General features: G+C 34.1%; 24 protein-coding genes. 23 read left to right on the top strand and 1 reads right to left on the bottom strand.

The window, feature by feature from the left end; all coding sequences use genetic code 11:
- Positions 1 to 52: 52 nt before the first annotated feature.
- The 14 genes from ACWG0P_RS01995 (at position 53) to ACWG0P_RS01930 (ending at position 15,216) form a co-directional block, all read left to right on the top strand.
- The gene (locus tag ACWG0P_RS01995) at positions 53 to 1,642 is read left to right on the top strand and encodes a PTS transporter subunit EIIC (protein WP_455800250.1); all 1,590 of its coding nucleotides are present in this window, start codon (positions 53 to 55) and stop codon (positions 1,640 to 1,642) included.
- Positions 1,643 to 1,682: 40 nt separating this feature from the next.
- Entirely contained in the window at positions 1,683 to 2,195 is a 513-nt protein-coding gene (locus ACWG0P_RS01990; RefSeq protein WP_455800249.1) for a hypothetical protein, read from the top strand.
- Positions 2,196 to 2,356: 161 nt separating this feature from the next.
- Entirely contained in the window at positions 2,357 to 3,286 is a 930-nt protein-coding gene (locus ACWG0P_RS01985; RefSeq protein WP_455800248.1) for a hypothetical protein, read from the top strand.
- A 111-nt stretch (positions 3,287 to 3,397) separates the two neighbouring features.
- Positions 3,398 to 3,949 carry a helix-turn-helix domain-containing protein gene (locus ACWG0P_RS01980; protein ID WP_455800247.1) on the top strand — a complete coding sequence of 184 codons (552 nt, stop codon included), beginning with the start codon at positions 3,398 to 3,400 and terminating at the stop codon, positions 3,947 to 3,949.
- Positions 3,950 to 3,966: 17 nt separating this feature from the next.
- Entirely contained in the window at positions 3,967 to 4,104 is a 138-nt protein-coding gene (locus ACWG0P_RS01975) for a hypothetical protein (RefSeq protein ID WP_455800246.1), read from the top strand.
- A 785-nt stretch (positions 4,105 to 4,889) separates the two neighbouring features.
- Positions 4,890 to 5,963 (top strand): peptide chain release factor 1, encoded by a 1,074-nt coding sequence (prfA, locus tag ACWG0P_RS01970; RefSeq protein ID WP_455800245.1) that lies wholly within the window; start codon positions 4,890 to 4,892, stop codon positions 5,961 to 5,963.
- Positions 5,963 to 6,817, top strand: coding sequence for a peptide chain release factor N(5)-glutamine methyltransferase (gene prmC, locus ACWG0P_RS01965; protein WP_455800244.1), 855 nt, complete (start codon positions 5,963 to 5,965; stop codon positions 6,815 to 6,817). The genes prfA and prmC overlap by 1 nt, the downstream gene beginning before the upstream one ends.
- A 183-nt stretch (positions 6,818 to 7,000) precedes the next feature.
- Positions 7,001 to 7,981: a hypothetical protein gene (locus ACWG0P_RS01960; protein WP_455800243.1), complete on the top strand. Its 981-nt coding sequence runs from the start codon at positions 7,001 to 7,003 to the stop codon at positions 7,979 to 7,981.
- A 19-nt stretch (positions 7,982 to 8,000) separates the two neighbouring features.
- On the top strand, positions 8,001 to 9,728 hold the full coding sequence (locus ACWG0P_RS01955) for an Hsp70 family protein (RefSeq protein ID WP_455800242.1): 1,728 nt from the start codon (positions 8,001 to 8,003) through the stop codon (positions 9,726 to 9,728).
- Positions 9,725 to 11,047, top strand: a complete 1,323-nt coding sequence (locus tag ACWG0P_RS01950) for a J domain-containing protein (protein ID WP_455800241.1) — start codon at positions 9,725 to 9,727, stop codon at positions 11,045 to 11,047. Before ACWG0P_RS01955 ends, ACWG0P_RS01950 begins: the two co-directional genes overlap by 4 nt.
- A gap of 75 nt (positions 11,048 to 11,122) precedes the next feature.
- Entirely contained in the window at positions 11,123 to 11,875 is a 753-nt protein-coding gene (locus tag ACWG0P_RS01945; protein WP_455800240.1) for an inositol monophosphatase family protein, read from the top strand.
- 31 nt (positions 11,876 to 11,906) lie between these two features.
- Positions 11,907 to 13,766, top strand: a complete 1,860-nt coding sequence (mnmG, locus tag ACWG0P_RS01940; RefSeq protein WP_455800239.1) for a tRNA uridine-5-carboxymethylaminomethyl(34) synthesis enzyme MnmG — start codon at positions 11,907 to 11,909, stop codon at positions 13,764 to 13,766.
- 81 nt (positions 13,767 to 13,847) lie between these two features.
- Positions 13,848 to 14,468: a cytidylate kinase-like family protein gene (locus ACWG0P_RS01935; RefSeq protein WP_455800238.1), complete on the top strand. Its 621-nt coding sequence runs from the start codon at positions 13,848 to 13,850 to the stop codon at positions 14,466 to 14,468.
- 187 nt (positions 14,469 to 14,655) lie between these two features.
- Positions 14,656 to 15,216 (top strand): beta-glucosidase, encoded by a 561-nt coding sequence (locus ACWG0P_RS01930; RefSeq protein ID WP_455800237.1) that lies wholly within the window; start codon positions 14,656 to 14,658, stop codon positions 15,214 to 15,216.
- Between the two features lie 39 nt (positions 15,217 to 15,255).
- On the opposite strand, the gene ACWG0P_RS01925 is transcribed toward ACWG0P_RS01930, so the two are convergent.
- Positions 15,256 to 16,110, bottom strand: a complete 855-nt coding sequence (locus tag ACWG0P_RS01925; protein WP_455791172.1) for a MurR/RpiR family transcriptional regulator — start codon at positions 16,108 to 16,110, stop codon at positions 15,256 to 15,258.
- A 255-nt stretch (positions 16,111 to 16,365) separates the two neighbouring features.
- Here ACWG0P_RS01925 and gnd point away from each other — a divergent pair, with 255 nt between their 5' ends.
- The 9 genes from gnd to ACWG0P_RS01880 all read left to right on the top strand — a co-directional run bounded on the left by gnd (position 16,366) and on the right by ACWG0P_RS01880 (position 25,848).
- Entirely contained in the window at positions 16,366 to 17,271 is a 906-nt protein-coding gene (gene gnd, locus ACWG0P_RS01920) for a phosphogluconate dehydrogenase (NAD(+)-dependent, decarboxylating) (protein ID WP_455791173.1), read from the top strand.
- A gap of 17 nt (positions 17,272 to 17,288) precedes the next feature.
- Positions 17,289 to 18,050: a PTS mannose/fructose/sorbose/N-acetylgalactosamine transporter subunit IIC gene (locus tag ACWG0P_RS01915; RefSeq protein WP_455791174.1), complete on the top strand. Its 762-nt coding sequence runs from the start codon at positions 17,289 to 17,291 to the stop codon at positions 18,048 to 18,050.
- Positions 18,051 to 18,066: 16 nt separating this feature from the next.
- Complete coding sequence (locus tag ACWG0P_RS01910) at positions 18,067 to 18,996, top strand: PTS system mannose/fructose/sorbose family transporter subunit IID (protein WP_455791175.1); 930 nt, start codon at positions 18,067 to 18,069, stop codon at positions 18,994 to 18,996.
- A 14-nt stretch (positions 18,997 to 19,010) separates the two neighbouring features.
- The gene (locus ACWG0P_RS01905) at positions 19,011 to 19,427 is read left to right on the top strand and encodes a PTS sugar transporter subunit IIA (RefSeq protein ID WP_455800236.1); all 417 of its coding nucleotides are present in this window, start codon (positions 19,011 to 19,013) and stop codon (positions 19,425 to 19,427) included.
- A gap of 21 nt (positions 19,428 to 19,448) precedes the next feature.
- On the top strand, positions 19,449 to 19,937 hold the full coding sequence (locus ACWG0P_RS01900; protein WP_455791178.1) for a PTS system mannose/fructose/N-acetylgalactosamine-transporter subunit IIB: 489 nt from the start codon (positions 19,449 to 19,451) through the stop codon (positions 19,935 to 19,937).
- Positions 19,938 to 19,949: 12 nt separating this feature from the next.
- Entirely contained in the window at positions 19,950 to 20,927 is a 978-nt protein-coding gene (locus ACWG0P_RS01895) for a D-isomer specific 2-hydroxyacid dehydrogenase family protein (RefSeq protein WP_455791179.1), read from the top strand.
- Positions 20,928 to 21,632 carry an HAD family hydrolase gene (locus ACWG0P_RS01890; RefSeq protein ID WP_455800235.1) on the top strand — a complete coding sequence of 235 codons (705 nt, stop codon included), beginning with the start codon at positions 20,928 to 20,930 and terminating at the stop codon, positions 21,630 to 21,632.
- A gap of 15 nt (positions 21,633 to 21,647) precedes the next feature.
- Positions 21,648 to 22,229: a hypothetical protein gene (locus tag ACWG0P_RS01885; RefSeq protein ID WP_455800234.1), complete on the top strand. Its 582-nt coding sequence runs from the start codon at positions 21,648 to 21,650 to the stop codon at positions 22,227 to 22,229.
- Between the two features lie 325 nt (positions 22,230 to 22,554).
- Positions 22,555 to 25,848 (top strand): LamG-like jellyroll fold domain-containing protein, encoded by a 3,294-nt coding sequence (locus tag ACWG0P_RS01880; protein ID WP_455800233.1) that lies wholly within the window; start codon positions 22,555 to 22,557, stop codon positions 25,846 to 25,848.
- The last annotated feature ends 646 nt before the right edge of the window (positions 25,849 to 26,494 follow it).

Raw genomic sequence — 26,494 nt, 5'->3', positions numbered from 1 at the left:
TTGCCTTTCTTTGATGCTAAAATGAAAGCGTAAACAAAAAGGAGGATACGTTATGAAACACATTCAGGCAAAGCTTCAAACATTTGCCGGGGCAATGATGGTACCAATTATTTTGTTAGTTTTGGTTGGTTTCTTTGTAGGTATTGGTAGTGCATTTACGAACTATATTTTACCTGAAGGAAATATCTTGTACAACCTATTCACCATGATCACGAACTTGGGATTCATGTTCATGAACAACTTGCAATTATGGTTTGCGGTAGCAATTGCCTTCACACTAGCCAAGAAGGAAAAGGGATGGGCAGCATTCGCTGGACTCATCATGTTCTTCTGCTTCATTAGGGGTATCGAAGGTTGGGCAGCATTAGATGGGTGGAACGCAGAAACCACAACGGTAGAAGCACTTGTAAAGAGTGGTTATACAGAACAAGCTGCATTAAACTTTAACGCATTATGGAGTTCTTCATTAGGGATTTATTCTTACAACATGGGGATCTTCTCAGGTATTGTGACAGGGTTATTAACTGCAGCTATTCACAATAAGTTTGTAGATACAAAACTTCCAGCGATGTTCGCATTCTTTGCAGGGACAAAGATGGTCATCATCATGGTTACATTGATTTCAATTCCAGTAGCAATCGGCTTCTATTATATTTGGCCATTTATTGCTGGTGGATTACAGAACATTACTACATTTATTCGCTCTAGTGGACTCTTTGGAACCTTCGTGTTTGGTACATTAGATAAGATGTTATTGCCATTTGGTATTCACCATTTGATCGCATTCCCAATTGAATATACTAAAGTTGGTGGAACGATGATGATCGATGGTGTTATGTATGAAGGTGTTAAAAACATTATGAATGGACAAGCTGCAAGTGCAGATGCTACAGGATACCTTGTTAGAAACTTTACAAATGGACGTTTATTATTCCAATTAGCTGGACTTCCAGGTGCTTCTTTTGCGATTTATCGTTGTGCGAAAAAAGAAAACCGTAAAAAAGTTGCAGCACTATTGATACCATCTGTATTTACATTAGCAATGGTTGGTATATCAGAACCAATTGAGTATACATTCTTATTCGTTGCGCCAGCATTGTATTGGTTGGTGTATGCACCATTATGTGGATTATGTTATGTGGTTGCAGAACTTACAAATATTTCTATCAATGGTACAGCATTATTCTTCATGATTCCAAACTTGTTTCAACCACAGAAAGTGCATGCACTACATGCATTATGGTTGTTGCCAGTAACATTTATTGTATATTACTTTGCATTTAAAGTATGTATCTTAAAATTCAATTTAAAAACCCCAGGTCGTGGAGATGACAATGATGACATCAAATTGATGAGCAAGAAAGAGTATAACGAATTAAAAAATAGTGAAACAGGAGATTCTTTTGAAGCTCGTATTATTGAAGCCCTTGGTGGAAAAGATAATATTGAAACAGTAACTTGTTGTGCAAGTAGATTGCGTGTTACTCTAAAAGATGACAGCCTTGTTGCATCAGATGACAATTGGAAAAATTATTTAGAAGCAATGGGTGTTGTAAGAGGTAAAAACTCCATTCAAGTAATTTATGGAGTACGTGTTGGTAACATTACAACAGCTGTAAAAGATTTATTACATTTAGATTAAACAAACAGAAGGAATGCCACATTTCAAAATGGAGGTTATCATGAAAAAAAGAGAGATTGTAAAACAGAAAAATAAATCAAAGACAACGAATAACTTTAAATATTTGAATTATGCAAAGAATGCATGTATCATTATGATTGTTTTATTCCTTGTCTATGTAGGAAGCTTAGCAAATGTTGGGAACACTTCTATGGAGTTGTTGTTAACGAGCAATCCAATCGTAATCACAGGATTTATCATCTGTGGTGCGAACTTATATATTTGGTATGTACTAAAATGGTTCATCAAAGATATTCATAAGTTAGAACATATAGAAAGTGCACGTATAAATATTATCGTAATGATCATTGCACAATTTATATTGATGAACTTTATCTCTGCAATTCTCATGATTCTCTCCTTAGTAAAATATTTTCAATGGAATCAATTTTCATTGAAAAAGGCACTAAAAGAAATAAAGAAAGAAGGACAATTGGTTGTCTTAGTAGTAAGTATCGTTGTTCTAATTATGTTTATCTCTCTTGTATTTGGAATCTATTTCTCTGTACGATAAGTTATAAATGTTCATCTTCATTTATGGAAAAAATCTGCATGTATTGCAGGTTTTTTCTATAGATGATGTTCAAAAAAACAAGTTGATATAATCCTTCATGATATAATAGAATTATATCAATGAAAAAGTACATTTCAAGGATGATAAAATAAGAGGGAATTATGAAGAAACCAATGAAGAAAGTTATGTTATCGATAGCAATTGTACTTGCTGTTTATGGGGGTGTGTTATCGTGGCTAGATTTACGTGGGAATTTTTTTGATATGATAGTTTTGTTGATGTTTCTTGGGGTGCTATGTTTCACAATATTATTGATTTTATGGTTACCAGAATTAAGAGTTCACTGGAACTCAAAAGAGTATAAAAAGAAAATGGCAACATTAAAACCTTCTTTATTGACACGTATATGTATGTGGAAGGTACTTTGGATGAAATGTATCTATCAATATGTTTGTTTATCTTATTTGAAAAAGAAACCACATCATACACAAGCTATGATGGAAGATGTATTGTTTCTAATGCAATATGAATCTATAAAGAAACACTATGTACCAATGTTGTATTATAAAATACATATAGTTAAGGAACAAATATACGTATCTTTTTTAAGCGATTTAATGAGTGTAAAAGATTTGAAGGATGTTTGTGTATATTATCGTAGGCTTCCTGATTATAGTAAATTTATGCCACTATATAAGAATATGTTGAGAAAATATCAAAAGCTTACACAAGAGGAATTACGTGAAAGAGTTCTAGATATTTTAGAAAAGGAAACATTAGATACAGATTTCTTTTGTATGAAAGAATGTCAGAGTGATAAACATCTAAGAAAGGCAAGAAAGGTAACGTTCGAAGAAGAACATCCAGTAAAAGATTCTCTCCATATGATTCTTATGTGGATGACATGGATGTATATGTGTGCTTATGTGTTTCTTGTTTTTGGTTGCATTCTTCTCCATGATAATAGAGTTTTCTTATTGTTGAAAGCTTTTCCTTTGGTTGTTATATTTGCTTATATTATATATGTCTATGATGTATATAAATTTCGGAAACCTACGGAATTTGAAAAGGCTGAAAAAGTAAATGAATAATTTTTTACATATCATATAGAGGTATCTTTAACAGGCTTAAACCGTAAAATATACGGTAAAATATCATTGTATTACCGAATAATTTACGGTATAATGTGATTGGTGATATAAATGAAGAAAAAAAATTATATTTTTCCTGAGCATTTAAAAGGGATAGAGATAAAAAGAATTAGAATGCAACTTCATATGACACAGAAGGAATTTGCGTCTCTTTTAAATGTGGATGTAAGAACTGTTGAAAAATGGGAAACCAAGAAGGAACCGATAAAGGGAGTTATAGTTGTCATGATAAAAACATTACAATTATATCCTCAAATAATAGAAAAGGTTCGTATACCCGATATGGAATATCCACTTCGTTTGTTTTTTATGCATCATGAGGATATTTGTACAATCATTGATATCGATGAACGAAATCATAAAGTTAAAGTAGTGAATTATAATCCAAGCTTTATTTATTCAGCGTTTGGTAATAATCATAATCCGAATTATGAGGATTATCTTGAGTTTTTAAAATCACGGTGTTTTCCGTCTGAAAGAAATCATATGAAAGCAATATTAAAAGATTTAGATTTGCCATTTTATGATCCATATTTAATAATTGAGAAGACAGAGGGTAGAATGGCAGAAGATGATTTTTGGATTAAGATAGAAAGGATGTAAATACATGGTAGAGCTTTTTGAACAAGATATTAGAACACTTGATCGACAGTCTTCTAAAGGAAATTAATCCAAATGGCGTAATCGTGATTTATGGTATAAGGCAGATTATACTGGTTATGAAGGATTTAGTGAATATGTTGTTTCAGAACTTTTAAAATATTCTTCTTTAGAAGAGAATGAGTATGTATCTTATGAACCAGAAGAAATCAGATATAAAAAACAATTATTTTTAGGATGTAAGAATTTAAACTTTTTGCCAGAGGGATGGCAAATTATCACTCTAAGAAAGATTATTTGAAAATTATTTTGGACAAAGTTTATATAAGAGTATATATGGTATACAAAGCAGCGAAGAGCGAATTAAATTTATAGTTGAACAAACAAAGAGAATTACGGGTTTAAAAAATTTTGGAGTCTATTTAAATAAACTCATAACAATTGATACAGTATTCTTAAATGAGGATCGACACACACATAATATAGCAGTTCTATTAGATGAAATGGGCATCTTCCATTTATGTCCAATATTTGATAATGGTGCCACATTGCTATCTGATACGACTTTAGATTATCCATTGAAAGACTCTATATTTAAACTTATGAAAGAGGTAAAGGCAAAGACGTTCACGAGCAAATTTGACGATCAACAAGACGCAATGGAAAAATGTATGGGTATCAAGTATCATTTTCCTTCACTAAGAAGGATGTGATTGAAATTATTGACAATGATAAAATCTATGATGTAGCTATAAAAGAGAGAGTGAAAAATATTGTTTTGTATCAAATGGACAAATATTCTTATTTGTTCCACTAAATAGAAGCCTTGTGCTTCTTTTTTCTTTTCAATTCAAGCATTCAATGGTATAGTATATGAGGATATTTATGCCATTTTTGTGTGCATAATATAAATAGTAAAACGAGCGTAACTGGAGGTATTTATATGAGCGTTATGATAGAAAGATTAGAAGGTATGGTGAATCGTTATCATGAAATTAATGAAATGATGATGTCGCCAGAAATTGTATCCGATAGTAAACAGTTGGCGAAACTTGGAAGAGAACAAGCCGATTTAACACAAGTTGTGGAAACTTATCAGGAATATAAGAGTAGAGCAGAGGCTTTGGAAGAAGCGAAAATCTTATTAAGTGAAGATGATAAAGAAATCAAAGAAATGGCAAAAATGGAAATCGAAGAATTAGAACCAAAGATTGAAGAATATTTGGAAAAATTAGAGATTCTTTTGATTCCAAAAGATCCTAACGATTCTCATAATGCGATTATGGAAATACGTGGGGCAGCTGGTGGAGATGAAGGAAATATCTTCGCAGGTGATTTGTTCCGTATGTATAGTAGATATGCAGAGAGCCAGGGATGGAAGGTTGAGATGATTGACAGTGAAGTCTGTGAGGCTGGAGGTTTTTCTCTAATTTCTTTTATGGTGAAAGGAAATGATGTATATGGGAAGTTTAAGTTTGAATCAGGTTCTCACCGTGTACAACGTGTACCTAAGACAGAAAGTCAAGGGCGTATTCATACATCCACTGCGACTGTTTTAGTATCTCCAGAAATCGAAGCTGAAGATTTTGATATCGATATGAACGATTTAGAAATTGAAACTATGCGTGCAAGTGGAGCCGGTGGACAGCATGTCAACAAGACCGATTCTGCAGTACGAATCGTACATAAACCAACGGGGATTCAAGTAAAATGTCAAGATGGTAGATCACAACATGAAAACCGTGCGACAGCATTGATGACAATTCGTTCTCGTATTTATGAGGAACAACAACGTAAATTAGAAGAAGAACAAGGGGCAGAGCGCCGTAGTAAAATTGGAACGGGAGATCGTTCTGAAAAAATCCGTACGTATAACTACCCTCAAAATCGTGTGACAGATCATCGCATAGGGTATAACGTCAATCAGTTAGATCGTATTATGGAAGGTAGAATGCAAGATATGTTGGATGCTTTGATTAGTGCAGATCAACAAGCTAAAATTGCAGGACAACAATAATGAGTACGTATCGTGAAGTATTAAAAAAAGCGCAAGCGCAAATGGAAGAGGCAGATCGTGGTGAACAGTCTGCATTTCTATATTTATTAGAACTAACGAATAAAGAAGCACACAATCTTTATATGGAATATGATGAAGAAATGCGTGAAGAGGATATAAAGACTTTTGAAGATGGTATCCAACGTCTTGTGAAGGGTGAACCACTAGGGCATGTCTTAGGCTTTGAATGGTTTTATGGATATCGTTTCACTGTGAATGAAGATGTGTTGATTCCACGTCCAGAAACAGAAGAATTAGTTGCGAATATATTGGCGTCTTATGATGAATATTTTTCAGGCGCTACGAATGTAATTGCAGTTGATGTAGGGACAGGGAGTGGAGCCATTGCGATTTCTGTAAAGAAAGAAGAACCAAACATTCATATGATTGCGACGGATATTAGTGAAAAAGCTACAACGGTTGCGAAAATGAATGCACAACAAAATGATGCAATTATTACGACGATGGTAGGAGATATGTTAGCTCCGCTAATTGATCGTGATATTAAAGTTGATATTCTTATTAGTAATCCACCCTATATTCCTAGCGGAGAAACGATGGAAGATAGTGTCGTTAATTATGAACCTCATGTGGCTTTGTTTGGTGGAGAAGATGGACTTAAATTTTATCGTATGATATTTGAAAATGCACACAAGGTTTTGAAAGAAAAAGCGTTTATGGCATTTGAAATGGGATATGATCAAAAAGAACGTTTAAGTGCACTAGCTAGCGAATACTTTCCAGAGGCAAAAATTGAAGTAATCAAAGATTTGAGTGGAAAGAATAGAATGTTATTTGTGTATGTAAATTTATAGAGTGGAAACACTCTATTTTTTTTTGTTATTCAATAAAAATATGGGGAAATCTATGAATTTTAAAAAAAAGTAAACACATAGACGAATATATATTATAATTAGCTAGATAGAATAAATGGAAATTCAAAGAAAGGGAAATTTAATTCTTTGGTTATTTCTAAGTTATTAGATAGGGGATAAATTATGCAATTTATTGGATTAGATGAAGCTTTTTATGAGAAAAGAATGCAACATAAAATACCTTTTGAAAAGAAATTCAAACGTCAGCGTTTGGCAATAGGATTTGCTGTTGCTAGTATGATAGCAGGTATGATTTTATATTCCTTTGTACCGATTACAAAAGGAAATGTAATCGTAATTATCTTTGTGTCATCTGCTATTCTTGGGATTGCTTGTCTTTCCTTAGGTTTATATACATCTTATAAAGACATGAAGCCTTTTTGGAATTTAATGAAATTATACAATCAACCAGATCAGATTACGGTGTTTCCAGATTTTCATATGGAAATAAAATCGTATACGGGTAATTATATTGATATGAGTTATGTTCGTGCCTTTCATAAGAATACTGTTCATGATTCCTTAACAGTAGAGTATTCATACGGTAATCAAGGTGGAAATTGTCCTTTGACATATGAAATATCTTATGGGATGAAAGATTTGGCAACCATAGAAACTTTGTTAAGATTTAAAATTAAATTACAGAAGAGCGAGAAATTTGCGAATGATTCTATGAAAAAGATATTTCAAATGGAACCATCACTACGTAATCGTTTGTTTGTAGATGAATTGAATTCTGGAGACTTATTGATGCCGATTCGTTTGGTAGAAAAATCAGAATATAATGAACACTGCATGCTTTTGTTTAATGATATTTATGTGAAGTATGAAATTGATGATCAAGGCTATCTTTGCATGTATACATCTAGGCAAGAAATGAGTAAACAAACACTTCAAGAATACCCACAAAGTGTTCATGTGAGTGTCAAACATGTTTATTCTCTCCTTACTCAGAATTATTCCTCAATATTCAATGAATCAAATGCTGACTTTTTTATAACCATTAATCGACATAATGAAAAGGTAAATTTAAGTAGAGTTCAATTAAGTAAGATGTTACTGATACAAGAACAAGATAAAGTATCACAGTTATATAGAGCGTGATGAAAGGGAAAAACAATATATGGCAATTATAGGAATAGATTTAGGAACTACAAATTCTTTGGCAGTAGCGTTTCAACAAGATGAAGTAGTAATGATACCCAATGTATATGGTGATTATTTAACACCTAGTGTGGTAAGTGTGGATGATGATGGACAAATCATCGTAGGCAAATCAGCGAAACAACGCCTAATTACACATCCAGAAGATACCACATCCTTATTTAAAAGAAATATGGGAACAAAAGAAAAAGTAAGACTTAAGAATCAGGAATATTTACCAGAGGAGTTATCTGCATTCGTTGTGAAGCAATTGATTTCAGATGCAAAAACATTTCTTCAAGAAGAAGTCAGTGAAGTTGTTATTAGTGTTCCAGCATATTTTGATAACGAACAAAGAAGCGCAACGAAAAGAGTTGGAGATATCTTAGGAGTAAAAGTAGAACGTTTGATCAATGAACCAAGTGCTGCTTCCATTGCTTGTCATTATGGAAACAAAGAAGATGAAGCATTTGTCGTATTTGACTTTGGTGGAGGAACACTAGATGTAAGTGTTGTGGATTGTTTTGATAATGTTGTAAGCATTTGTTCTATTGCTGGAAACAATAAACTTGGCGGAAGTGATTTTGATAAAGTAGTTGCCTTGGATTTTTGTAGAGAACATAACCTTTCTTTTGAACAGTTAGAAAAGAAATATCAAGAAAGTTTATTGTTTAATTGTGAGAATGCAAAAATCGCATTGCAAAACCAAAACGAAACTACCATTGAAATGTATTTGAATGAGAAACATTATACGTATATACTAACGAATACAAAACTAGAAACATTAGGAACGCAGTTGTTTAATAAAATGAAAGCAGTTATTGCGGAAGCAGTAAATTCAAGCGGATTTGATAAAGATGAAATAGATAAGATTGTTATGGTAGGTGGGTCTTGCCATATGCCAATAGTTTCTAACTTTTTGATTAAATTGATGAAAGTTGATGTGTATGAAAATGTAGATAAAGATTATATGGTCGCGAGAGGTTTAGGTATTTATGTAGGGATTAAACAGAGAAGTACAAGTATTAAAAACTTAGTGCTTACCGATATATGTCCTTTCTCTTTAAGCAATGCCGTTTATAATAGTGATAATTTAGCTCGTGATTTATCTTCTGTTATCATTTCGAAAAACAGTGTGCTTCCTGCCGTTAAAACAAAACCTTTTCACACCATTGATAAATCACAAAAAGAGGTCAGAGTTTCCATTTATCAGGGAGAGGGTATTTATGCAGATCAAAATAAGTTATTGGCAGATCATACAATTAAGTTACCTAATAATGGAAAGATAGAAGAATTTGATATCACCTTCATTTATGATATAAACTCCATACTATGTGCAGAAGTTCGTTTACATTCTACAGGACAAGTGTATACATTTGGAGTTGGTGATACGTATGTTTCAACGGAAAGCATCAATAGTATCAAAAATGCTTCTCTGAAATTGACGCTTGAGCCAGAATTGGAATATATCAATGAACAAGTTGCTCGAATTATGGAGGAAAGTTCTGTACAAACTCAAGAATGGGTAAGGGAGAGATTCCTTGAATTTACAGGATTGATGAACCAATACCAAAATAATCTACGAAAAAGAGCGATCCTTATGAAGAGAATGCAAGAAATAATTGATAATCTAAAAGAAGAGATGAATCATAATGAATTCTTCAATGTGGAGGGTGAAGATGAAGAACCAGGAGGATACCTTTCATGAAGGATGCATGGGAATTATTAGGGATTGCACCTACTGAGAATAAACGAGCAATAAAAAAAGCTTATGCGAAAATGCTGGCGAAATATCATCCAGAAGAGTACCCAGAAGAATTTATAGAAATACAAAATGCATATCAAAGCATTATGAATTCTCTTGAACGAGATTACAAAAAACCTGAAAGTCTTTCTAGTGATTTAACAGAAGGATTTCATAAAAAAGATACTATCTATTTGAAGACTCCTTTTGTCGAACAAGATACAAGGAGTGATTTTGACAAAGAGTTACCACAACAAGATATTTTTCCTGATTTAGATATTGAAATCATACATGAAGAACAACCTAAACAAGAAGAAACTATCTATGATGATTTTGATTTATCTTGGTCGTTTCAGAATCAAGATACTAAACTAAAAAAGGAACATGTAATATCTGATTTAGACATTGAAATCATTCATGGAGAAAAACCTAAACAAGAAGGTGAAACACTCTATGATAATCCAAATATACCTGTAAATCAGAATACAAAAGCCAAAAAGGAATATGTAAAAGAAGTTTACAAGCAAGAAGATATTGAAGTTAAACAGGACAGTGAAGAGCAAAATCTAAAAGAATATTTATATCTACGTTTTGCAGAACGTATAAAGTTTTCATGTAGAGCGGATGTTATGAAAGATCTAATTCTCAATCAAACCTTCTTTGATGCGATAGGTGATGAACAGTTTTATATCAAAATTTCAGCACTTATACGAACAAATTATGCTCGTTTTGATAGTATTACGAGATCCTTTTTATACGATGCATTTGATTATATTGAAAAAAGTTTTAAGTATTCAAATTCTGATGAAAACAGTATTACAAAGTTTATTTTTGTAGAGAATACTCGTAAGCAAAAAGAGCACGCTGCAAAACAAAAAGCAACGAAAAGAAATACGTTTATTTATGTAATGTGCATGATTTTAGTATTCTTCGCAGTTCAATTTATTCGAAAAGGGGAACAAACGAAAAAGCAAGAGCAACAAAAACAGATGCAAGATTCCTATCTGCAACAAAAAATAGAAGAAAATAAAGAAAAAGAAGAGATAAAAGAAGCAATGCGTCTGAATGAAGAAACATTGGAATCCTATATGTTAGAAACACATAATAGTGCATATACTTGCACATTGTTCGATTTAGCATATAAACCGAATTCTTTTATATTTTTCAATTGCGCGGAAGAACAGAATGCTGAAAATAGGAAAAATGGACGTGTTAAAATTGGTGAAGATCGCTTGATTACAGAAATCAATGCGTTTGATGAATTTTTAACCACAGAGGAATAGTCAGAATTTACTTTGACTATTCTTTTTACTTCTATTTTATGGTATCCTAGATAAGAAAAGAAATGAGGCATTTTAATGATAGAAAAAGTAAAAGAAATCGCACTTCAGGCAGGCACCATGATGTTGCAAGGATTTGAACATATAAATGAAAAAACAGATGTCGCAAATATTGTGACAAACAAAGATATTGAAATTCAAGATTTCATCGTAGAAACGTGTAAAAAGATTCTTCCTGAGGCAACTTTCATTGCGGAAGAAGATGAAGTTTACCAAGAACAAGATGGTTATCAATGGATCATAGATCCAATTGATGGGACAACAAACTTCGCATATGATTTTCATCATAGTGCGGTATCCATAGGGTTATTAAAAGATCATGAAGTTATCTTAGGGGTATGTTATAATCCATATTTAAAAGAAATGTTTTATGCACAAAAGGGTATGGGTGCATATTTGAATGACAGAAGTATCCATGTGAGTAAACAGTCGCTTTCAAAGGCATTGGTGTTATGTGGAACATCACCTTATTATAAAGAAAATAGTGATAAGACATTCTTACGTATGAAGAAAATATTTATGGCTTCTAGGGATATTAGAAGAGGTGGAAGTGCGGTACTTGATTTGTGCTATGTTGCAGCAGGTAGAGCGGATGCTTATTATGAAGAAGTATTATCACCATGGGATTATGCGGCAGCATCTTTGATTCTACAAGAAGCTGGTGGAGATATGTTTATCATGAATGGGAAGTGGGGATTTAACGCACCATTAGGTATGATTGCAGGAAACAAAACAATTGTAGAAGAAATACGTGAATTGATATGCTTTTAAAGTGCTATTGTAGGCAGAGAGGAGAACTTTTATGATAGATGTAATAGTAATTGGTGGTGGACATGCAGGTGTAGAAGCAGCATTAGCTTGCGCTAGATTACAAAAGAAAACTGTATTATATTCTATGCATATCGATATGATTGCCTCTATGCCATGTAATCCAAGTGTAGGTGGTCCTGCGAAAGGAATCGTTGTTCGTGAGATTGATGCCTTAGGAGGAGAAATGGGAAAAGCTGCAGATGCGACTGCTCTACAGTTTAAAATGTTGAATACTACAAAAGGACCAGGAGTACAATGCCTTCGTGTACAATCTGATAAAATAGCCTATAAGAAATATATGCAAGATAAAGTACTGCATCAAGAGAACTTAGAAGTGCGCGAAATGTGTATACAAAAGATACTTGTGAAAGATGGTAAGGTTACAGGAGTTTTACAAGCAGATGGAAATGTGATGGAATGTAAAACCATCATTTTGACATCTGGTACTTATATGAGCAGTAGTGTTTTGGTAGGACATACTTCTACATCCATTGGACCTGAAGATGAACCTACTACAAATGAACTTTCACAAAGTTTACGTGATTTAGGGATTTCAACATTCCGTTTAAAAACGGGAACACCCGCAAGAGTATTAACATCCTCTATTGATTTTAGTAAGACGCAACCCCAACCAGGAAGTGAAGACTTTATTTCATTTTCTACTGAGACAAAAGAAATTCGACCATTTGAAAAACAGGTCTTATGTTATTTAACTTACACTTCTCCATTAACACATCAAATCATCCATGGCAGTTTAGATAAGTCTGCTATGTATTCTGGACTTGTAAAGGGAGTTGGACCTCGTTATTGTCCAAGTATCGAAGATAAATTGGTACGCTTTGCGGATAAAGAACGTCATCAAATTTTCCTTGAGCCAGAGAGTGAATCCTTGAATACAACCTATGTGCAAGGGTTCTCTACATCTATGCCCCATGATGTACAAGAAGATATGTTACATTCTTTGCCAGGGTTAGAAAATTGTATCATTGAAAAATATGCTTATGCGATTGAATACGATGCAGTAGATCCACTTCAGTGCAAAGCAAGTTTAGAAAATAAAATAGTAGAGAATTTATTTACTGCAGGGCAAATCAATGGAACAAGTGGTTATGAAGAAGCTGCAGGGCAGGGATTAATGGCAGGTATCAATGCTTGTTTGAAGTTAGATGGAAAAGAACCATTGGTATTACATAGAGATGAAGCATATATCGGAGTATTAATTGATGATCTTGTGACGAAAGGAACTTTGGAACCTTATCGTTTATTAACGTCACGTGCAGAATATCGTTTGTTGTTACGTCACGATAACGCAGATCAAAGATTGATGGAATATGGACATGAAATCGGTCTTATCAGTGATGAACGATATGACGGATTTAAGAAAAAAGGTCAGGATATAGAAGAAACGATTGCTTATTTATCTTCTATTCGTTTTACTCCAAAGTCGCAAATTAATGAACATTTAAAAACACTTGGCTATGAAGAACTAAAAGAAGGTATCAGTGCACAAGAATTATTAAAACGTCCAAGTATAACGATGGATGTTTTACGACCTTATTTGGATAGAGATATCAATGAGCATTTGGCAAAACAAATAGAAATTGAAATTAAGTATGAAGGCTATATTAATAAAGCGAAACGAGATGCACAGCATTTACATCAAATGGACAATGTAAGGCTTCCAGAAGATATGAATTATAATGAAGTAGTAAACTTATCTTTAGAGGCAAGACAAAAGCTTACAAAGATAATGCCTATGACGATGGGACAAGCATCCCGTATATCTGGGGTAAATCCAGCAGATATTGCAGTCTTGGCTGTATATTTAGAACAGAAGAGAAGGGAATCCTAACTCTTCTTTTTGATGGGAAACATTGATGAAACCCATTTCGTGGAGTATAATAAAAGTAACAAAGACAAGGAGGTCATTTCTATGGGAAACAAGACCATTATTACCATCAGTAGAGAATTTGGAAGCGGCGGTCGTGAAATTGGACAAATGATTGCGAAACAACTTAACATTCCATTTTATGACAAAGAATTGATTGAGATTGCGGCTAGAGAAAGTGGCATTGATAAGGAGCTATTTGAAGAAAATGATTCTAGAACAAGCAAAGGATTTCATTTGCTTGGGGCACTTGGATATTCACTAGGTGGACCATTATCAACAATCACGGAACTATCATTAAACGATCGATTGTTTATGGTTCAATCACAAGTTGTAAAACAGGTCGCAGATCAAGGACCATGTGTGATTGTAGGACGTAGTGCGGATTACATTCTTAGAGATCGTGATGATGTATTGAACGTATATGTGCATGCGAATATGAAAGATCGTAAAGAAAAAGCAATACATTCTTATGATGTAGATACGCGTGATATTGAAGGTTCTATCAATAAGATTGATAAACGTCGTGCAAATTATTATGAATACTACACCGATCGCAGATGGGGACAAGCTGAGAACTATGATATTTGTATCAATTCTAGTACGTTTGGACAAGAAGGTACTGCGGCAATTATTATCGATTTAGCAAAGAAGAAAACAATATAATATTCATGAGGCAGGTCAAATGACCTGTCTTTTTAAATGAATTGTGACGAAAATCTGTCGAAATACGGAAGGAAAAATGAAGATTATAAAGGATTGTCCAAATACCATAATTTCACAAGATTATTTGACATATTATAGCTTGGAAAGATGCTATACTACGAGTAGAGGTACACAAGGAGGTTTCTACATGCAATGGAAATTGACTCACAAAAATCAAAGAGAATGTATTGAAAATGAAGGTGGTAAAACATTAAGCTATGATCCTAATTTAGGTATTAAGATTATAGAACGGGATGGATATGCATTTAAAGATTTGAATAATAATGGAGAGTTGGATCCTTTTGAAGATTGGAGATTGCCCTTAAGTGAGCGAGTAAAAGATTTTACAACAAGGTTTCATCTATGGCAAGAAGGAGAATGCTTATACTATAAAAAAGGAAAAATTGCGTTGGATGAAAATTTCTGTGAGTTTATGACGATTTATCAGAATACAGAAATTATGCAAGAATTATTAACTATCAACGAAGAAGATAGAGCGTATTTAAAAGAGAATTCAATTGTAGCGATGTTATTGTTGATGTTTGATAATGACTATGACACTGGAAAAGAAGACTATTTATTACAGTTGATTATGCAAAGTATGGACTTGGGTGTATTGGAAAATATTCTATATTCTGTAATGGAAGCATTGAAGAAGTTTATTCAAAAAGGCTACCAACAGAGCTTACATTCAATTGTTATACAATAATGAAAAGGAGATGTTATCGATGATAATATCTCCTTTGTTTTATGAGTTTTCGTTTTTAGTTGGATAAATAACACCACGTACACGGTGTAAGGATTCACTCGTTCTGTTTTCATCGTGAAACATTAAAATAACAAAGAGTGCATCTATAATTGCTAGTTGTGATATACGACTGGATAAAGATTCTGATCGATATCCTGTTTCTTCAGATGTTGAAATAAATACAATGTCTGCCATTTTCGCAAGTGCAGATAAAGGATAACTCGTAATGACAATCAGTTTTGCGTTGTTCTTCTTAATAATTTCTGCAAGATGAATAGCTTCATTTGTTAACCCAGTGTGGGATATAAGCACTGCACAATCTTCTTCATTTAGTAAGGAAGCTTGCATAAGTTGCATATGGTAATCCTGTGCATGCTGTGTACGTACAGGAGATCTTAAGAACTTATGGTAAGCATCAAAGGCAACTACATTAGATCCACCGATTCCAAAGAATGTTACCATACGTGAATTTTGAATTTTATCTACAGCGTCTGTTAAGTCTTTTAAATCTAATAAATTCTCTGTATCATTAAGTGCTTGTATACTGGATTCAAATACTTTTCTGGCCATAGAAAGAGCATTGTCTTCTTTTGTGATGTTCTCATGAACTGATATTTCTGCATCATATTCTTCTGTAAGTAAATCATTTCGAAAATCACGGTATCCATTATATCCAAGTTTACGAGTAAATTGAAAGAGCGTAGAATCAGCCATGCCTAATTCATTGGCTATTTCATTGATGGTACTTCTTGATACCTTCTTAGGATTATCTAAAAGATAGTCCGCAATGATTTTCTCTTTCTTACTTAAATCACGGTAAATTGTCTTTATTTTTAGGCGAATTGATTGTTGCATATAGTAAGCCCCCTTTTCTTAATAATAAAAAAATATTTTTTTTATTATGTCTTAAATTCCGTTAATAATTCGGTTTCTATATGTTTAGAATATCATATATTCCATAAAAAGTAAATGCGAAAACACGATAAGTAAAGGCTTATTATGGAGTTGTCAAGCAATTTGCAATTAAAAAAATATTTTTTTATTAAAATCTATTTACAAAAAAATAATTTTTGATATAATGTGAGTGTAATGATTGGAGGCGCTTACATTATGGAAATAGCTTTAATAGGTCTAGGGAAGATGGGCTCGAATTTAGCACAGAACTTAAAAGACCATGGACAAACAGTAATTGGTTTCGATTTAAATGAAACTGCTCGAACTCAATTACAAGAATTAGGGATTGAAACTGCTTCATCCATAGATGAGCAATTGGGTAGGATGCATGGAAAAAAAATAGTTTGGATGATGTTGCCAAGTGGAAAGCCAACGGAAGATACGATTTTGTATCTGATGGATAGAATGTCAAAGGGAGATATTCTGATAGAAGCAGGAAATTCAAATTATAAAGATTCTATGAGAAGAGCTGCCCTCGTTTCAGAAAAAGGAATTCAATATTTAGATGTAGGGACATCAGGAGGAACATCCGGTGCACGTAATGGTGCTTGTCTAATGATTGGAGGACCAAAAGAGGCCTATGATTATATGGCCGACATATTCACTTCAATATCCGTAGAAAAGGGATGCACATACGCTGGTAAAAGTGGAGCGGGTCATTTTATGAAAATGGTTCATAACGGAGTTGAGTATGGAATGATGCAAGCCATTGGTGAAGGTTTTCAGATTATGGAAGAAAGCGAGTTTGGGTATGATTTACAAGCGGTCGCAGAAAATTGGAATCATGGTTCAGTTATAAGAGGTTGGTTGATGGAAATCATGGAAGAAAAATTTGGTGATCAGCCACATCTTGAAAACTATCGGGGAATTGTAGATGCATCGGGTGAGGCAAAATGGACGGTTGAAACTGCACTAGAAATGGAAGTGCCAGCACCAGTGATTGCATTATCACTTATGATGCGTAATCGTTCAAAAGAAGAAGACAGCTTCTCAGGAAAAGTAGTTGCTGCACTTCGAAATGGATTTGGCGGACATGCATTTGTTGCATCCGAAAAAAAATAAGAAAGGGATAAATGATTATGGAACTTACAGTTATTCAAGCATTATTGATTGCTATTTGGGTAGCCTTGATTGAATCAAGAATTCTAGGGTATGCTACCTTAACACTTCGTTTCTCACCATTGATGACAGGATTTATGTGTGGACTTATTATGGGAAATATTCCAGATGCAATGGTTGTCACAGCTGCTATACAGTTGATTTACATGGGAGCCGTTGCTCCTGGAGGGACACTTCCAAGTGAACCTTGTATTGCTGCTGCTATTGCAGTACCAGTTGCACTTCTTGGAAATTTAACACCTCAAGAAGCAGTTGCAGTTGCTGTACCAGTTGGTTTATTAGGAAGTTACTTGTATCAATTCCGTTTCTTCTTAAATACATTCTTTACAAAGTTCATGGACAAATATGCTGCAGAAGCAAATGACAAAGGATTAACATTCTCAATCATGGGAATACCTGCTATCATTTCTTTCTCCCTATTTATTCCATTGGTATTTATCGCATTATATTTTGGAGCTCCAGTAATCTCATCTGCAATTAATACAATTTCAAGTGGACCACTTATTCATATCCTAGAAGTTGTTGGTGGAGGATTAGCTGCTCTTGGTATCGCGGTTATCATGCATGTTATTGGTAAGAAGAGCCTATTGATTTTCTTCTTCTTAGCATACTTCATGAGCGTATCATTTGCGACACTTAAAATCAATACTGTTACATATGCAATCTTTGGATGTATCTTAGCAGCGATGTATATTCTGTTTACATCAAAAGAAACAGAATAGAAGGGAGGATAAATCAATGAGTAATGTAAATATTAGTGAAGATGTAAAACAATACATGGATGAAGATGGTACCATCATAGCGGACGTGTCTGTTATGACAAAAGAGGAAAATAAACCTGATCCGATTACCAATAAAGATTTATTAAAATCTTGGTTTCGTTGGTGGTGGGCAAATGAAGTTCCACATACATTCGATAGAATGTTAGCTCCTTCTTTCTTGTTTGGTATGATGCCATCATTAAAGAAACTATATAAAGATAAGATTATGCGTGCAGAAGCATATCAAAGACATTTAATGTTCTTTAACACACAGGCAGTATGGGGTGGAGGTACATTAACTGGTATCGCTATTTCATTAGAAGAATCACGTGCAAAAGCATTGCATGAAGGAAACGTTGATGAAGCAGTAGATAAAACTTTAATTACAAATACCAAAGTTGGTCTTATGGGTCCTTTGGCTGGAATTGGAGATGCGATTGACTCAGGAACTATTCAATATATCTTTATCGCAATCTTCTTACCTTGGGCGCAAGATGGTAATGGATTAGGTGCTTTACTTCCATTTATCTGCTTTGCAACCGCAACCTTCGTATATGGATACTTCTTTACAAAAATGGGGTATTCTATGGGACGTAGTGCTGCGAAAGAAATCATGACAGGAAATAAAATCAAATCCATTATCAATGGATTGGGTGTACTAGGACTCTTCATGATGGGAATTATGGCTGCACAGTACGTTAAATTATCAAGTGCATTAAAGTTTACAATCAACGCCAAAGAATTTGTTATTCAAGATATTTTAAATACAATCCTTCCTGGTTTGATTCCACTTGTTGCTGTACTTGCACTTTATTTCTACTTTGATCGTAAGGGATTAAAAATTACAAGAGGTATGATTTATTTAACAGTTGCGTTGATAGTGTTAGCAGCAATTGGTATACTGTAAGGAGAAAGAACAATATGGCAAATCGTGGGTTACTCGTGATTACACATGGCAAGTTTGGAATTGAAATTGTAAAAAGTGCGGAAATGATCATGGGTCCTCAGGATGATGTACATGCATTGGCTTTGCGTCCAGGTGATTCTGTAGATGATTTAAGAGCACAAGCATTTCAAGTAATTGAAGATAATGCGCAAAAGGGTTTAGAAACCATTGTCTTATGTGATTTATTAGGAGGTAGTCCTTCTAATGTAGCATTATCTTGTATGTCGAAAGGTGACATCCGTATCTTTACGGGTGTTAACCTACCGATGTTAATTGAAATGTTACAATGGTACAAAACAGAAGAGGATTTAGAAGTACTATTAGGGAATGTTAAGAAAACAGCGGAAGAGGGAATCCGCATTATTGATCGAAATTTCTTGAAAAACAGATAAGCTAAATAGGAGGCAATCATCATGGGAAAAATTAATTTAATGAGAGTAGACGACCGTTTAATTCATGGACAGGTAATGACAAAGTGGTCCAAAGGTATGGGCACAAATGCAATTTACGTTATTGATGATGTAACTGCAGCTGATGACTTTATGAAGGATATTTATATTTCTACCAATTCATCCGCAAGTTTAAAAATTAAAGTATTTAGTTTGGATGAAGTAATTGAAGAATGGAATAAAAATGAATTTGGAAATGATAAAGTAATCTTATTATTCAAGCACATTAAAGATGCGAAAAAAGTAATTGATGCTGGTATACATACCGATACATTAAACATTGGTGGTATAGCAAAGAAAGCAGATGCAACCTTTGTAATATCCACTGTAGGTTTGACACAAGCAGATGGAGAATTGTGCAAAGAAATTCAAGCAAATGGTGTGGAAGTATATTTCCAAATAGTGCCAGATACTGCGAAAGTATCTCTTAATGAAGCACTGAAGAAGTTATAAGAGGGCTTCCTTATGGAATACAAAATTGCAATCGTCAATTCTAGTAGCTTTGCCACTCGTTTCCCTTCCCAGATGAAACGTTTAGAAACGATTGGCAGTGTGAATAGAATCAATGTATCAGGTACCATGCATGGAAAAGAATTAGCAGAGGCATTGAAGGATTATAACATTATCATTAGTAGTGTTACTCCTTTCTTCGATGCGGAATTCTTCGAACATAAAAAAGACGTATTGATTATTAGTCGTCATGGTATCGGTTATAACAATGTTGATATCCAAGCAGCTAAAAAGGCAAATACGCATGTTACTATTGTTTCGCCATTGGTGGAAAGAGATGCAGTTGCGGAAAATGCGGTCGCAAATCTTATGGCAATTATGCGCCAGGTTACTAGATCATCAAAAGCAGCAAGTGAAGATCGCTGGGTGGATCGTGCTCAATTTGTGGGACACAATATCACTGGAAAAACAGTAGGTGTAATTGGTTGTGGAAACATTGGAAGTCGTGTTGCGGAAATTCTAAAATTTGGTTTCAACACACGTGTTCTAGTTTGTGATCCCAATGTAGATAAAGAGTGGGTAAAGAAATTCGATATGGAAGTTTGCGACCTAGATACACTAGTACGTAACGCGGATATTCTTTCATTGAATGCAGCTTTGAACGAAACTTCTTTCCATATTTTATCGGATGAGTGTTTTGATAAAATGAAAAAAGGTGTTTATATAACGAATACTGCGCGAGGAGATTTGCTTGATGAGGAAGCTGTCTGTAGAGCGCTAGATAAAGGAATATTAGCAGGTCTTGCGGTGGATGTAATGCATGAGGAACCAGCTTCTAATACACATCCTTATTTCGCTTATGAGAATGTCATCGTGACACCTCACACATCTGCCTATACCATTGAGTGTTTAGAAGGTATGGGAGAAAAATGCGTGAGTGATGTAGAGCATGCGGTGAAGGGTGAACCATTGGAATGTTTGGTGAGTCGATAGATGAGTGGTTACAAATTCGTTATCTTTGACATGGATGGTTTGATGTTTGAAACAGGAAGATTAGCTTATGAAGCTTATCTACGTTCGGCACAACATTATGATTATGAGATGACACATAATGTATATTATTTACTAACTGGAAGAACCAATCATGATATCATAGAAAGCATGAAAGAATTATATGGTACACAGTACGATGTAACATCATGGCGTGCTTTGATGGTAGAAGAGAAGGCAAATATTCTAGAAGAACAAAAACGTGTTTATAAAAAAGAAGGTCTTGTGGAATTGTTGGAGTATCTTCATACACAACGTATTCCTTGTGCAGTAGCTTCCAGTAGTAAGCGAGAAATCGTTGAACGCTATTTGGAAGTTGAAGAATTAACAGGACAGTTTGATTATATACTTGCGGGGGATGAAGTCCATCAAGGAAAACCATCGCCAGAGATATTTTTAAACTGTTGTAAAAAAGCAGGAGTAAGTGCACAAGATACATTAGTTTTAGAAGATTCTATTGTTGGGATTGAGGCAGCACTTGCGGGGAACATGCACTGTTGTTTGATCCATGATGATATTACAGATATGCCAATACGTCATGCTGGTATCCCTCTAAAAAAGGATCTTCGTGTAATACCGAAAGAAAACGTGAACCCAACCTATCAAAAAGATTCATTATTAGATGTCATAGAAATATTAACATCATAAGAAAGGCGAATTATTATGAAAGAGGAATATATTGTACGTGAGGATATTGGGAAAATATTAGCAGCAATTCTTGTATATACATTATTTGTTGCAGGTCTTGTTGTAATCATCCTTGTAAAAAGCTTACCTATTTTGGGAGTGATGCTATTGGCATTACTCGCTGGATTGTTAAGTTTAGTGATTTTCTCCAATGTTCGTAAACTTCTACACCCTGCAGATATGTACAAAATCTGTAAGGAAGGAATTTATGATTATACAAAAGAACATGAACCCCTCTTTCTAACTTGGGAAGAAATCATGAAGGTGGAAATGTTAGCGAATAACTCTTCTTTGCAAATAGGGATTCTAGCAAGTAAAACACTAGAAGAGCGAGAAGAAATGAACAAACGAATGAAAGAAAATCTGCGTGAAAATGGAAATCGTGTCTTTTATTCTATCATGCTAGATGGCTTTCAATTTCATAAAAAGCATTTTCAGGAAATCTATCAGGAAATTAAAAGATTCGCCATTATTGGTAATCCAAATATCGTTTGTATCGATTATGAGGATCCTATCTTAAAAAGGAAAAAGAATAAAAGTAGTAAGGGAATATTATAGATGTATAGAGAATGAGGACTCCAATAGGGGTTCTTTTTTTGTATGTGTAGAGTATGAGTAGTTTTCCACAAAATGATTTCGTGACTAAAAAGTAAAACAGTTAGTGCAACTTTTATGAACTGTTTGTAATCTTTTAGAAGGAGCAACATTTTACAAAATAGTTTTTTATAAATGTGAAAGCGATAAAAACGAGACGTAACTCCTTGGTTATCACACATGCGTTTAAAATATAATTTCATACAAAGTATACAGAACGTTCACTTCCAATTTACCCTCATGAAGTCATCCAAATGTTAGTATAAAGTGGGGTTATAGGAGGTATTATATGAGATACATGAAGCAAGTTAAAAGGGGTATTTGTGCAAGTCTTTGTATGCTACAAATGTTTGCGGTACAAGGAAGTTTATGTTTTGCTCAAGGCGAAACAAAGGTTGTAGAGGCAATGACACAGGAAAAAATTGATGAGGCAAATAACGCCTATAACAATGTAGAAACAAAAGTTGAATTCTTAACGATGTCAGATACGGAGTTTATGGCGAAGCCTAGTAATCCTAAGGATAGTCAACAAGTAAATGTGGAACAACAAAATTATTTGTATGAACGTATTGCTAATTGGGCGCAATCGAAATCGTTTGATGTACAAGCAATTATGGTAAATGGGGATGTCGTAGGATGCAACGATCCTGAAAACACTGCTCATAATAAAGGGGATGATACCATGGTAGAAGGATGGTATCGTGCAGTTGATCAAGTACTAAGTCAGAACTTTGGGGATGATGTAAAAGTCATGTTATCAAGTGGTAATCATGATATTGCAGATGTTATGGGAGATGTATTTGATGAAAACCATAAGGATGATGACACATGGTTTTATGGAGATAGTGATAGTAAATATGTAGGAAATTTTCACACGGATGTGAATGGGTTTGATTTCATTACTTTGGATTATAATGGAGAATACAACTATGGTTATACTGGACAAAGAAAAGGATATCAAGACTTTTTGAAACAGACATTACAATCCATTACATCTGATGCAGATTATGATGTATCAAAGCCTATTTTTATACAGGCACATAGTGGATATGCTGGAACATCTTTGGGAGGAGAGTTTCATTCGGATTATGATACGATGGGAAATGATTTACAAACCATTTTAAAAGATTACCCACAAGCAATCATATTTTCTGCACATACACATTTTTCTGTAGAACAAGAAACATCTATTTATCAAAACAAGTTTACATTTGTAGAAAATGGATCTATGAACTATATGTACTTAGATACACCAGCTGACTTTGTGGAAGGTGGTTACTTTAATTCAAATACAGGGAATAAAGATACTACGGAAAGAACTTGTAATTTTATTTCTATATTGGAGGATGGCTCTACTGTTATTCGTCGTTTTGATGTATCTAATCAACGTTGGATCGGAATGCCATGGGTAGTAGAAACAGCAAAAGGCAAAGAAGGCTTTCAATATACCAATGATACTCGTAGTACAATCGCACCTTGGTTCGATGAATCAGCAAGCATTACGACACAAGAAGTTCTTGAGGAAAGTGTTGTTTTAAACTTTTCGCAAGCATATGATGATGAACTTGTAAATTACTATGAAGTTCAAATTACAGATGCAGCAACGAATAAACCTGTAAAAGTTAAGGTTCGTCAATTACCTGATAAAAGTAATACAGCTACAAAAGCATTTGAAGGAACTTTCAAAGCATATTCAAGATTCTATTATCGTCCGAATGATATGAGTTTTGATATAGAAGGGCTGGAACCTGGAAAAACTTATCAAGTAGTGGTGAATGCAATTGATGATTTTGAAAATCGAAGTAGCGTAGCTTTACGAGGTGAGTTCAAAACCGCTGGAACAATTTCACTACCTTCTGTAGATGGGCCTTCATCCTTACCAGATAACATTGAAGAAGGGAAATATCTTGATATGAACTTCGATGGGGATTTGAAAGATAGTACATCGAATACTACAACAGCAATCGCAAATGGAAATATTTCTTTCGTGGATAGTTTTCATAAAGAGGGTAAGGCAGTTCGTATAGGAAGTACACAAAAAGATTACATTGATCTTGGCAAAAGAGAAGAATGGAATCTAGGAACAGATAAAGATATTACAATTAACTTTTGGTTAAAACTAACAAATCATAATGGATATGCGGCTATTCTAAGTAATAAAAACTGGGCGAATTATTATCGAAAAGGAATCAATATAGCGCCAGAAGCTACCAATACATCAAAACTAGAATTTGCTTTAGGTGATGGAACAAATGGAGTTTATTCTACTGGAGTTGTGGAGAATTATAAAGGGAATTGGCACATGATGAGTTTCAGTATTGATCGCGAAGCACAAATCATGCGTACGTATTATGATGGTGTTATGGTAAAAGAAATGAGTATCCAAAATATAGGTGACGCAACAAGTAATCTAAATATGATGATTGGTACGGATGCTACAAAGAGTTATGGGAACATAGGGTTTGATATGGATGATCTTTCCATGTGGAGCCGTTCACTAAGTAGTGATGATATTCTTGCATTATATAATACATCTTTAAATTATAACGATGACATTCAACAAGCCATTATGGTTGGCAAGAATTTACAAGATGAAATCAAAAGGAACCAAGATAACGGTCAAGTATATGAAGAAGCGGTTTTAACTGAATTAAATGACGCACTTAAAATGGCAGAAGAAGATATCAATGGTACGTTGTCTGTATATGTCCAATTAAAAAATGCCATCGAGGCAGTACAAAAGCAAGCAGTATATTATAAAGTGCAAGTAAGCGCTATTCATGGAAGTATTACTCCTCAAAGTACAAAGGTAGAAAAAGATGGTACTGTAAGCTTTACATTAACACCACAAGATGGATATCATATCGAGCAACAACAAATCATCCTAAAAGGAAATCAAGCATTTGAACTAGCTGGGAATACGGTAACTGTTAAGAATGTTAATGCTGCTGTTGATATGACAGTAACTTTTGTAAAAGATAAGGATGAAGTAAATGAGCCTGATGAAGATGAAGAGATTTATCGTGTCTTAGAAAGTGGTGATAAAAAAGTACAAATCGAAGGAATGTTTGATAAGGACATCACTTTAAATGTAGATACTATATCAAATGAGGCAATGCAAGAAATTTTAAAGGGAGATAAAGATTTAGTTAATCTTAAAACGTTAGCAGGTTATAATATCAAATTGAATAAACAAGGAAAGACTTTACAACCTAGCGAAGATATTGTAATTCGTATAGCATCAGAAGAAACATGGAATAAAGAAAAGCTTGCGGTCTTACATATTGATGATAATGGAATATGGAGCTGGTTAGAGACAGAAGTAAAAGATGGCACTGTGGCCTTTAAAACAGGTAGTTTGTCTAAATTCTTAGTGGTGGAAAAGGATGCGATAAGTTCAAATCCTTCGGATGAAAAGGATAAAATTGAATCTGTTCCTAATGAGAAAGCAGAGGAAAAGAAAGACAAGGTCTCTACATCGGATACTACCAATATGAACTTGATGATACTGGCTCTTGGTATTTCATCATTCGCAATCATTTTGATTTATAAAGTATCAAAGAAGAAACAAAATCTTTTATAGGAATAATAGACCTATTTCATTTATCACAAGAAGTACAGCGCTAAAAAGTGTTTGTGCTTTTTTTGTGATAGGATGTAAATTTATAAGAATGGTGGAATGTCTTGATATAAAATTTTTATTGATTTACAGTTTACATAAGATGACAAGAAAAGAGAGGAAGATGATTTTGAAACAGTTTGGAGTTCTGTGTTTGATTTAAAGGATTGTATGATTTATCGTGCGGAAGGTGATCCAAGAAAAAAGAAGTTTATCGAGGACAAAAGATTACATGATGTTATAAATAAAAGAAAGTAGGATATCAATGATAAATCCTATATATGTAATCGTGAGTAAGTATTACCCAGGAAATAAGACTATAAGAGTGTAATCTTATAGTCTTATTTGTATGTGTGCCACGCATGGCATATTTCTAGGTGGTGAAAGTCCACTGTGGAGGTCTGTAGTTGCCAACCACTAGCTAAAGGCAAGGGTCTAGCCGTGAGGAAGATACCGGAGGAAGCCCTAGGCAAATTTCCGACCCAAGGAACACGAACATTTTGAGGCAGTGAGTCTGGATGAGATTGCATAACAAATCGAAGTCCTAAAACTACACAGAAGACGAACCTGTAGAGAATGTGGGTACATGGAATGAAAGAGATATGTCTTA

This window comes from Amedibacillus sp. YH-ame6 (assembly GCF_053848845.1).
Note: the sequence above shows the minus strand (reverse complement) of the source record. Positions and strands in the feature narration are given on the sequence as shown.

Bases quoted from the DNA above. Each gene is read 5' to 3' on its own strand.
- ACWG0P_RS01995 (WP_455800250.1), top strand. From the start codon at position 53: ATGAAACACATTCAGGCAAAGCTTCAAACATTTGCCGGGGCAATGATG.
- ACWG0P_RS01990 (WP_455800249.1), top strand. From the start codon at position 1,683: ATGAAAAAAAGAGAGATTGTAAAACAGAAAAATAAATCAAAGACAACG.
- ACWG0P_RS01985 (WP_455800248.1), top strand. From the start codon at position 2,357: ATGAAGAAACCAATGAAGAAAGTTATGTTATCGATAGCAATTGTACTT.
- ACWG0P_RS01980 (WP_455800247.1), top strand. From the start codon at position 3,398: ATGAAGAAAAAAAATTATATTTTTCCTGAGCATTTAAAAGGGATAGAG.
- prfA (WP_455800245.1), top strand. From the start codon at position 4,890: ATGAGCGTTATGATAGAAAGATTAGAAGGTATGGTGAATCGTTATCAT.
- prmC (WP_455800244.1), top strand. From the start codon at position 5,963: ATGAGTACGTATCGTGAAGTATTAAAAAAAGCGCAAGCGCAAATGGAA.
- ACWG0P_RS01960 (WP_455800243.1), top strand. From the start codon at position 7,001: ATGCAATTTATTGGATTAGATGAAGCTTTTTATGAGAAAAGAATGCAA.
- ACWG0P_RS01955 (WP_455800242.1), top strand. From the start codon at position 8,001: ATGGCAATTATAGGAATAGATTTAGGAACTACAAATTCTTTGGCAGTA.
- ACWG0P_RS01950 (WP_455800241.1), top strand. From the start codon at position 9,725: ATGAAGGATGCATGGGAATTATTAGGGATTGCACCTACTGAGAATAAA.
- ACWG0P_RS01945 (WP_455800240.1), top strand. From the start codon at position 11,123: ATGATAGAAAAAGTAAAAGAAATCGCACTTCAGGCAGGCACCATGATG.
- mnmG (WP_455800239.1), top strand. From the start codon at position 11,907: ATGATAGATGTAATAGTAATTGGTGGTGGACATGCAGGTGTAGAAGCA.
- ACWG0P_RS01935 (WP_455800238.1), top strand. From the start codon at position 13,848: ATGGGAAACAAGACCATTATTACCATCAGTAGAGAATTTGGAAGCGGC.
- ACWG0P_RS01930 (WP_455800237.1), top strand. From the start codon at position 14,656: ATGCAATGGAAATTGACTCACAAAAATCAAAGAGAATGTATTGAAAAT.
- ACWG0P_RS01925 (WP_455791172.1), bottom strand. From the start codon at position 16,110: ATGCAACAATCAATTCGCCTAAAAATAAAGACAATTTACCGTGATTTA.
- gnd (WP_455791173.1), top strand. From the start codon at position 16,366: ATGGAAATAGCTTTAATAGGTCTAGGGAAGATGGGCTCGAATTTAGCA.
- ACWG0P_RS01915 (WP_455791174.1), top strand. From the start codon at position 17,289: ATGGAACTTACAGTTATTCAAGCATTATTGATTGCTATTTGGGTAGCC.
- ACWG0P_RS01910 (WP_455791175.1), top strand. From the start codon at position 18,067: ATGAGTAATGTAAATATTAGTGAAGATGTAAAACAATACATGGATGAA.
- ACWG0P_RS01905 (WP_455800236.1), top strand. From the start codon at position 19,011: ATGGCAAATCGTGGGTTACTCGTGATTACACATGGCAAGTTTGGAATT.
- ACWG0P_RS01900 (WP_455791178.1), top strand. From the start codon at position 19,449: ATGGGAAAAATTAATTTAATGAGAGTAGACGACCGTTTAATTCATGGA.
- ACWG0P_RS01895 (WP_455791179.1), top strand. From the start codon at position 19,950: ATGGAATACAAAATTGCAATCGTCAATTCTAGTAGCTTTGCCACTCGT.
- ACWG0P_RS01890 (WP_455800235.1), top strand. From the start codon at position 20,928: ATGAGTGGTTACAAATTCGTTATCTTTGACATGGATGGTTTGATGTTT.
- ACWG0P_RS01885 (WP_455800234.1), top strand. From the start codon at position 21,648: ATGAAAGAGGAATATATTGTACGTGAGGATATTGGGAAAATATTAGCA.
- ACWG0P_RS01880 (WP_455800233.1), top strand. From the start codon at position 22,555: ATGAGATACATGAAGCAAGTTAAAAGGGGTATTTGTGCAAGTCTTTGT.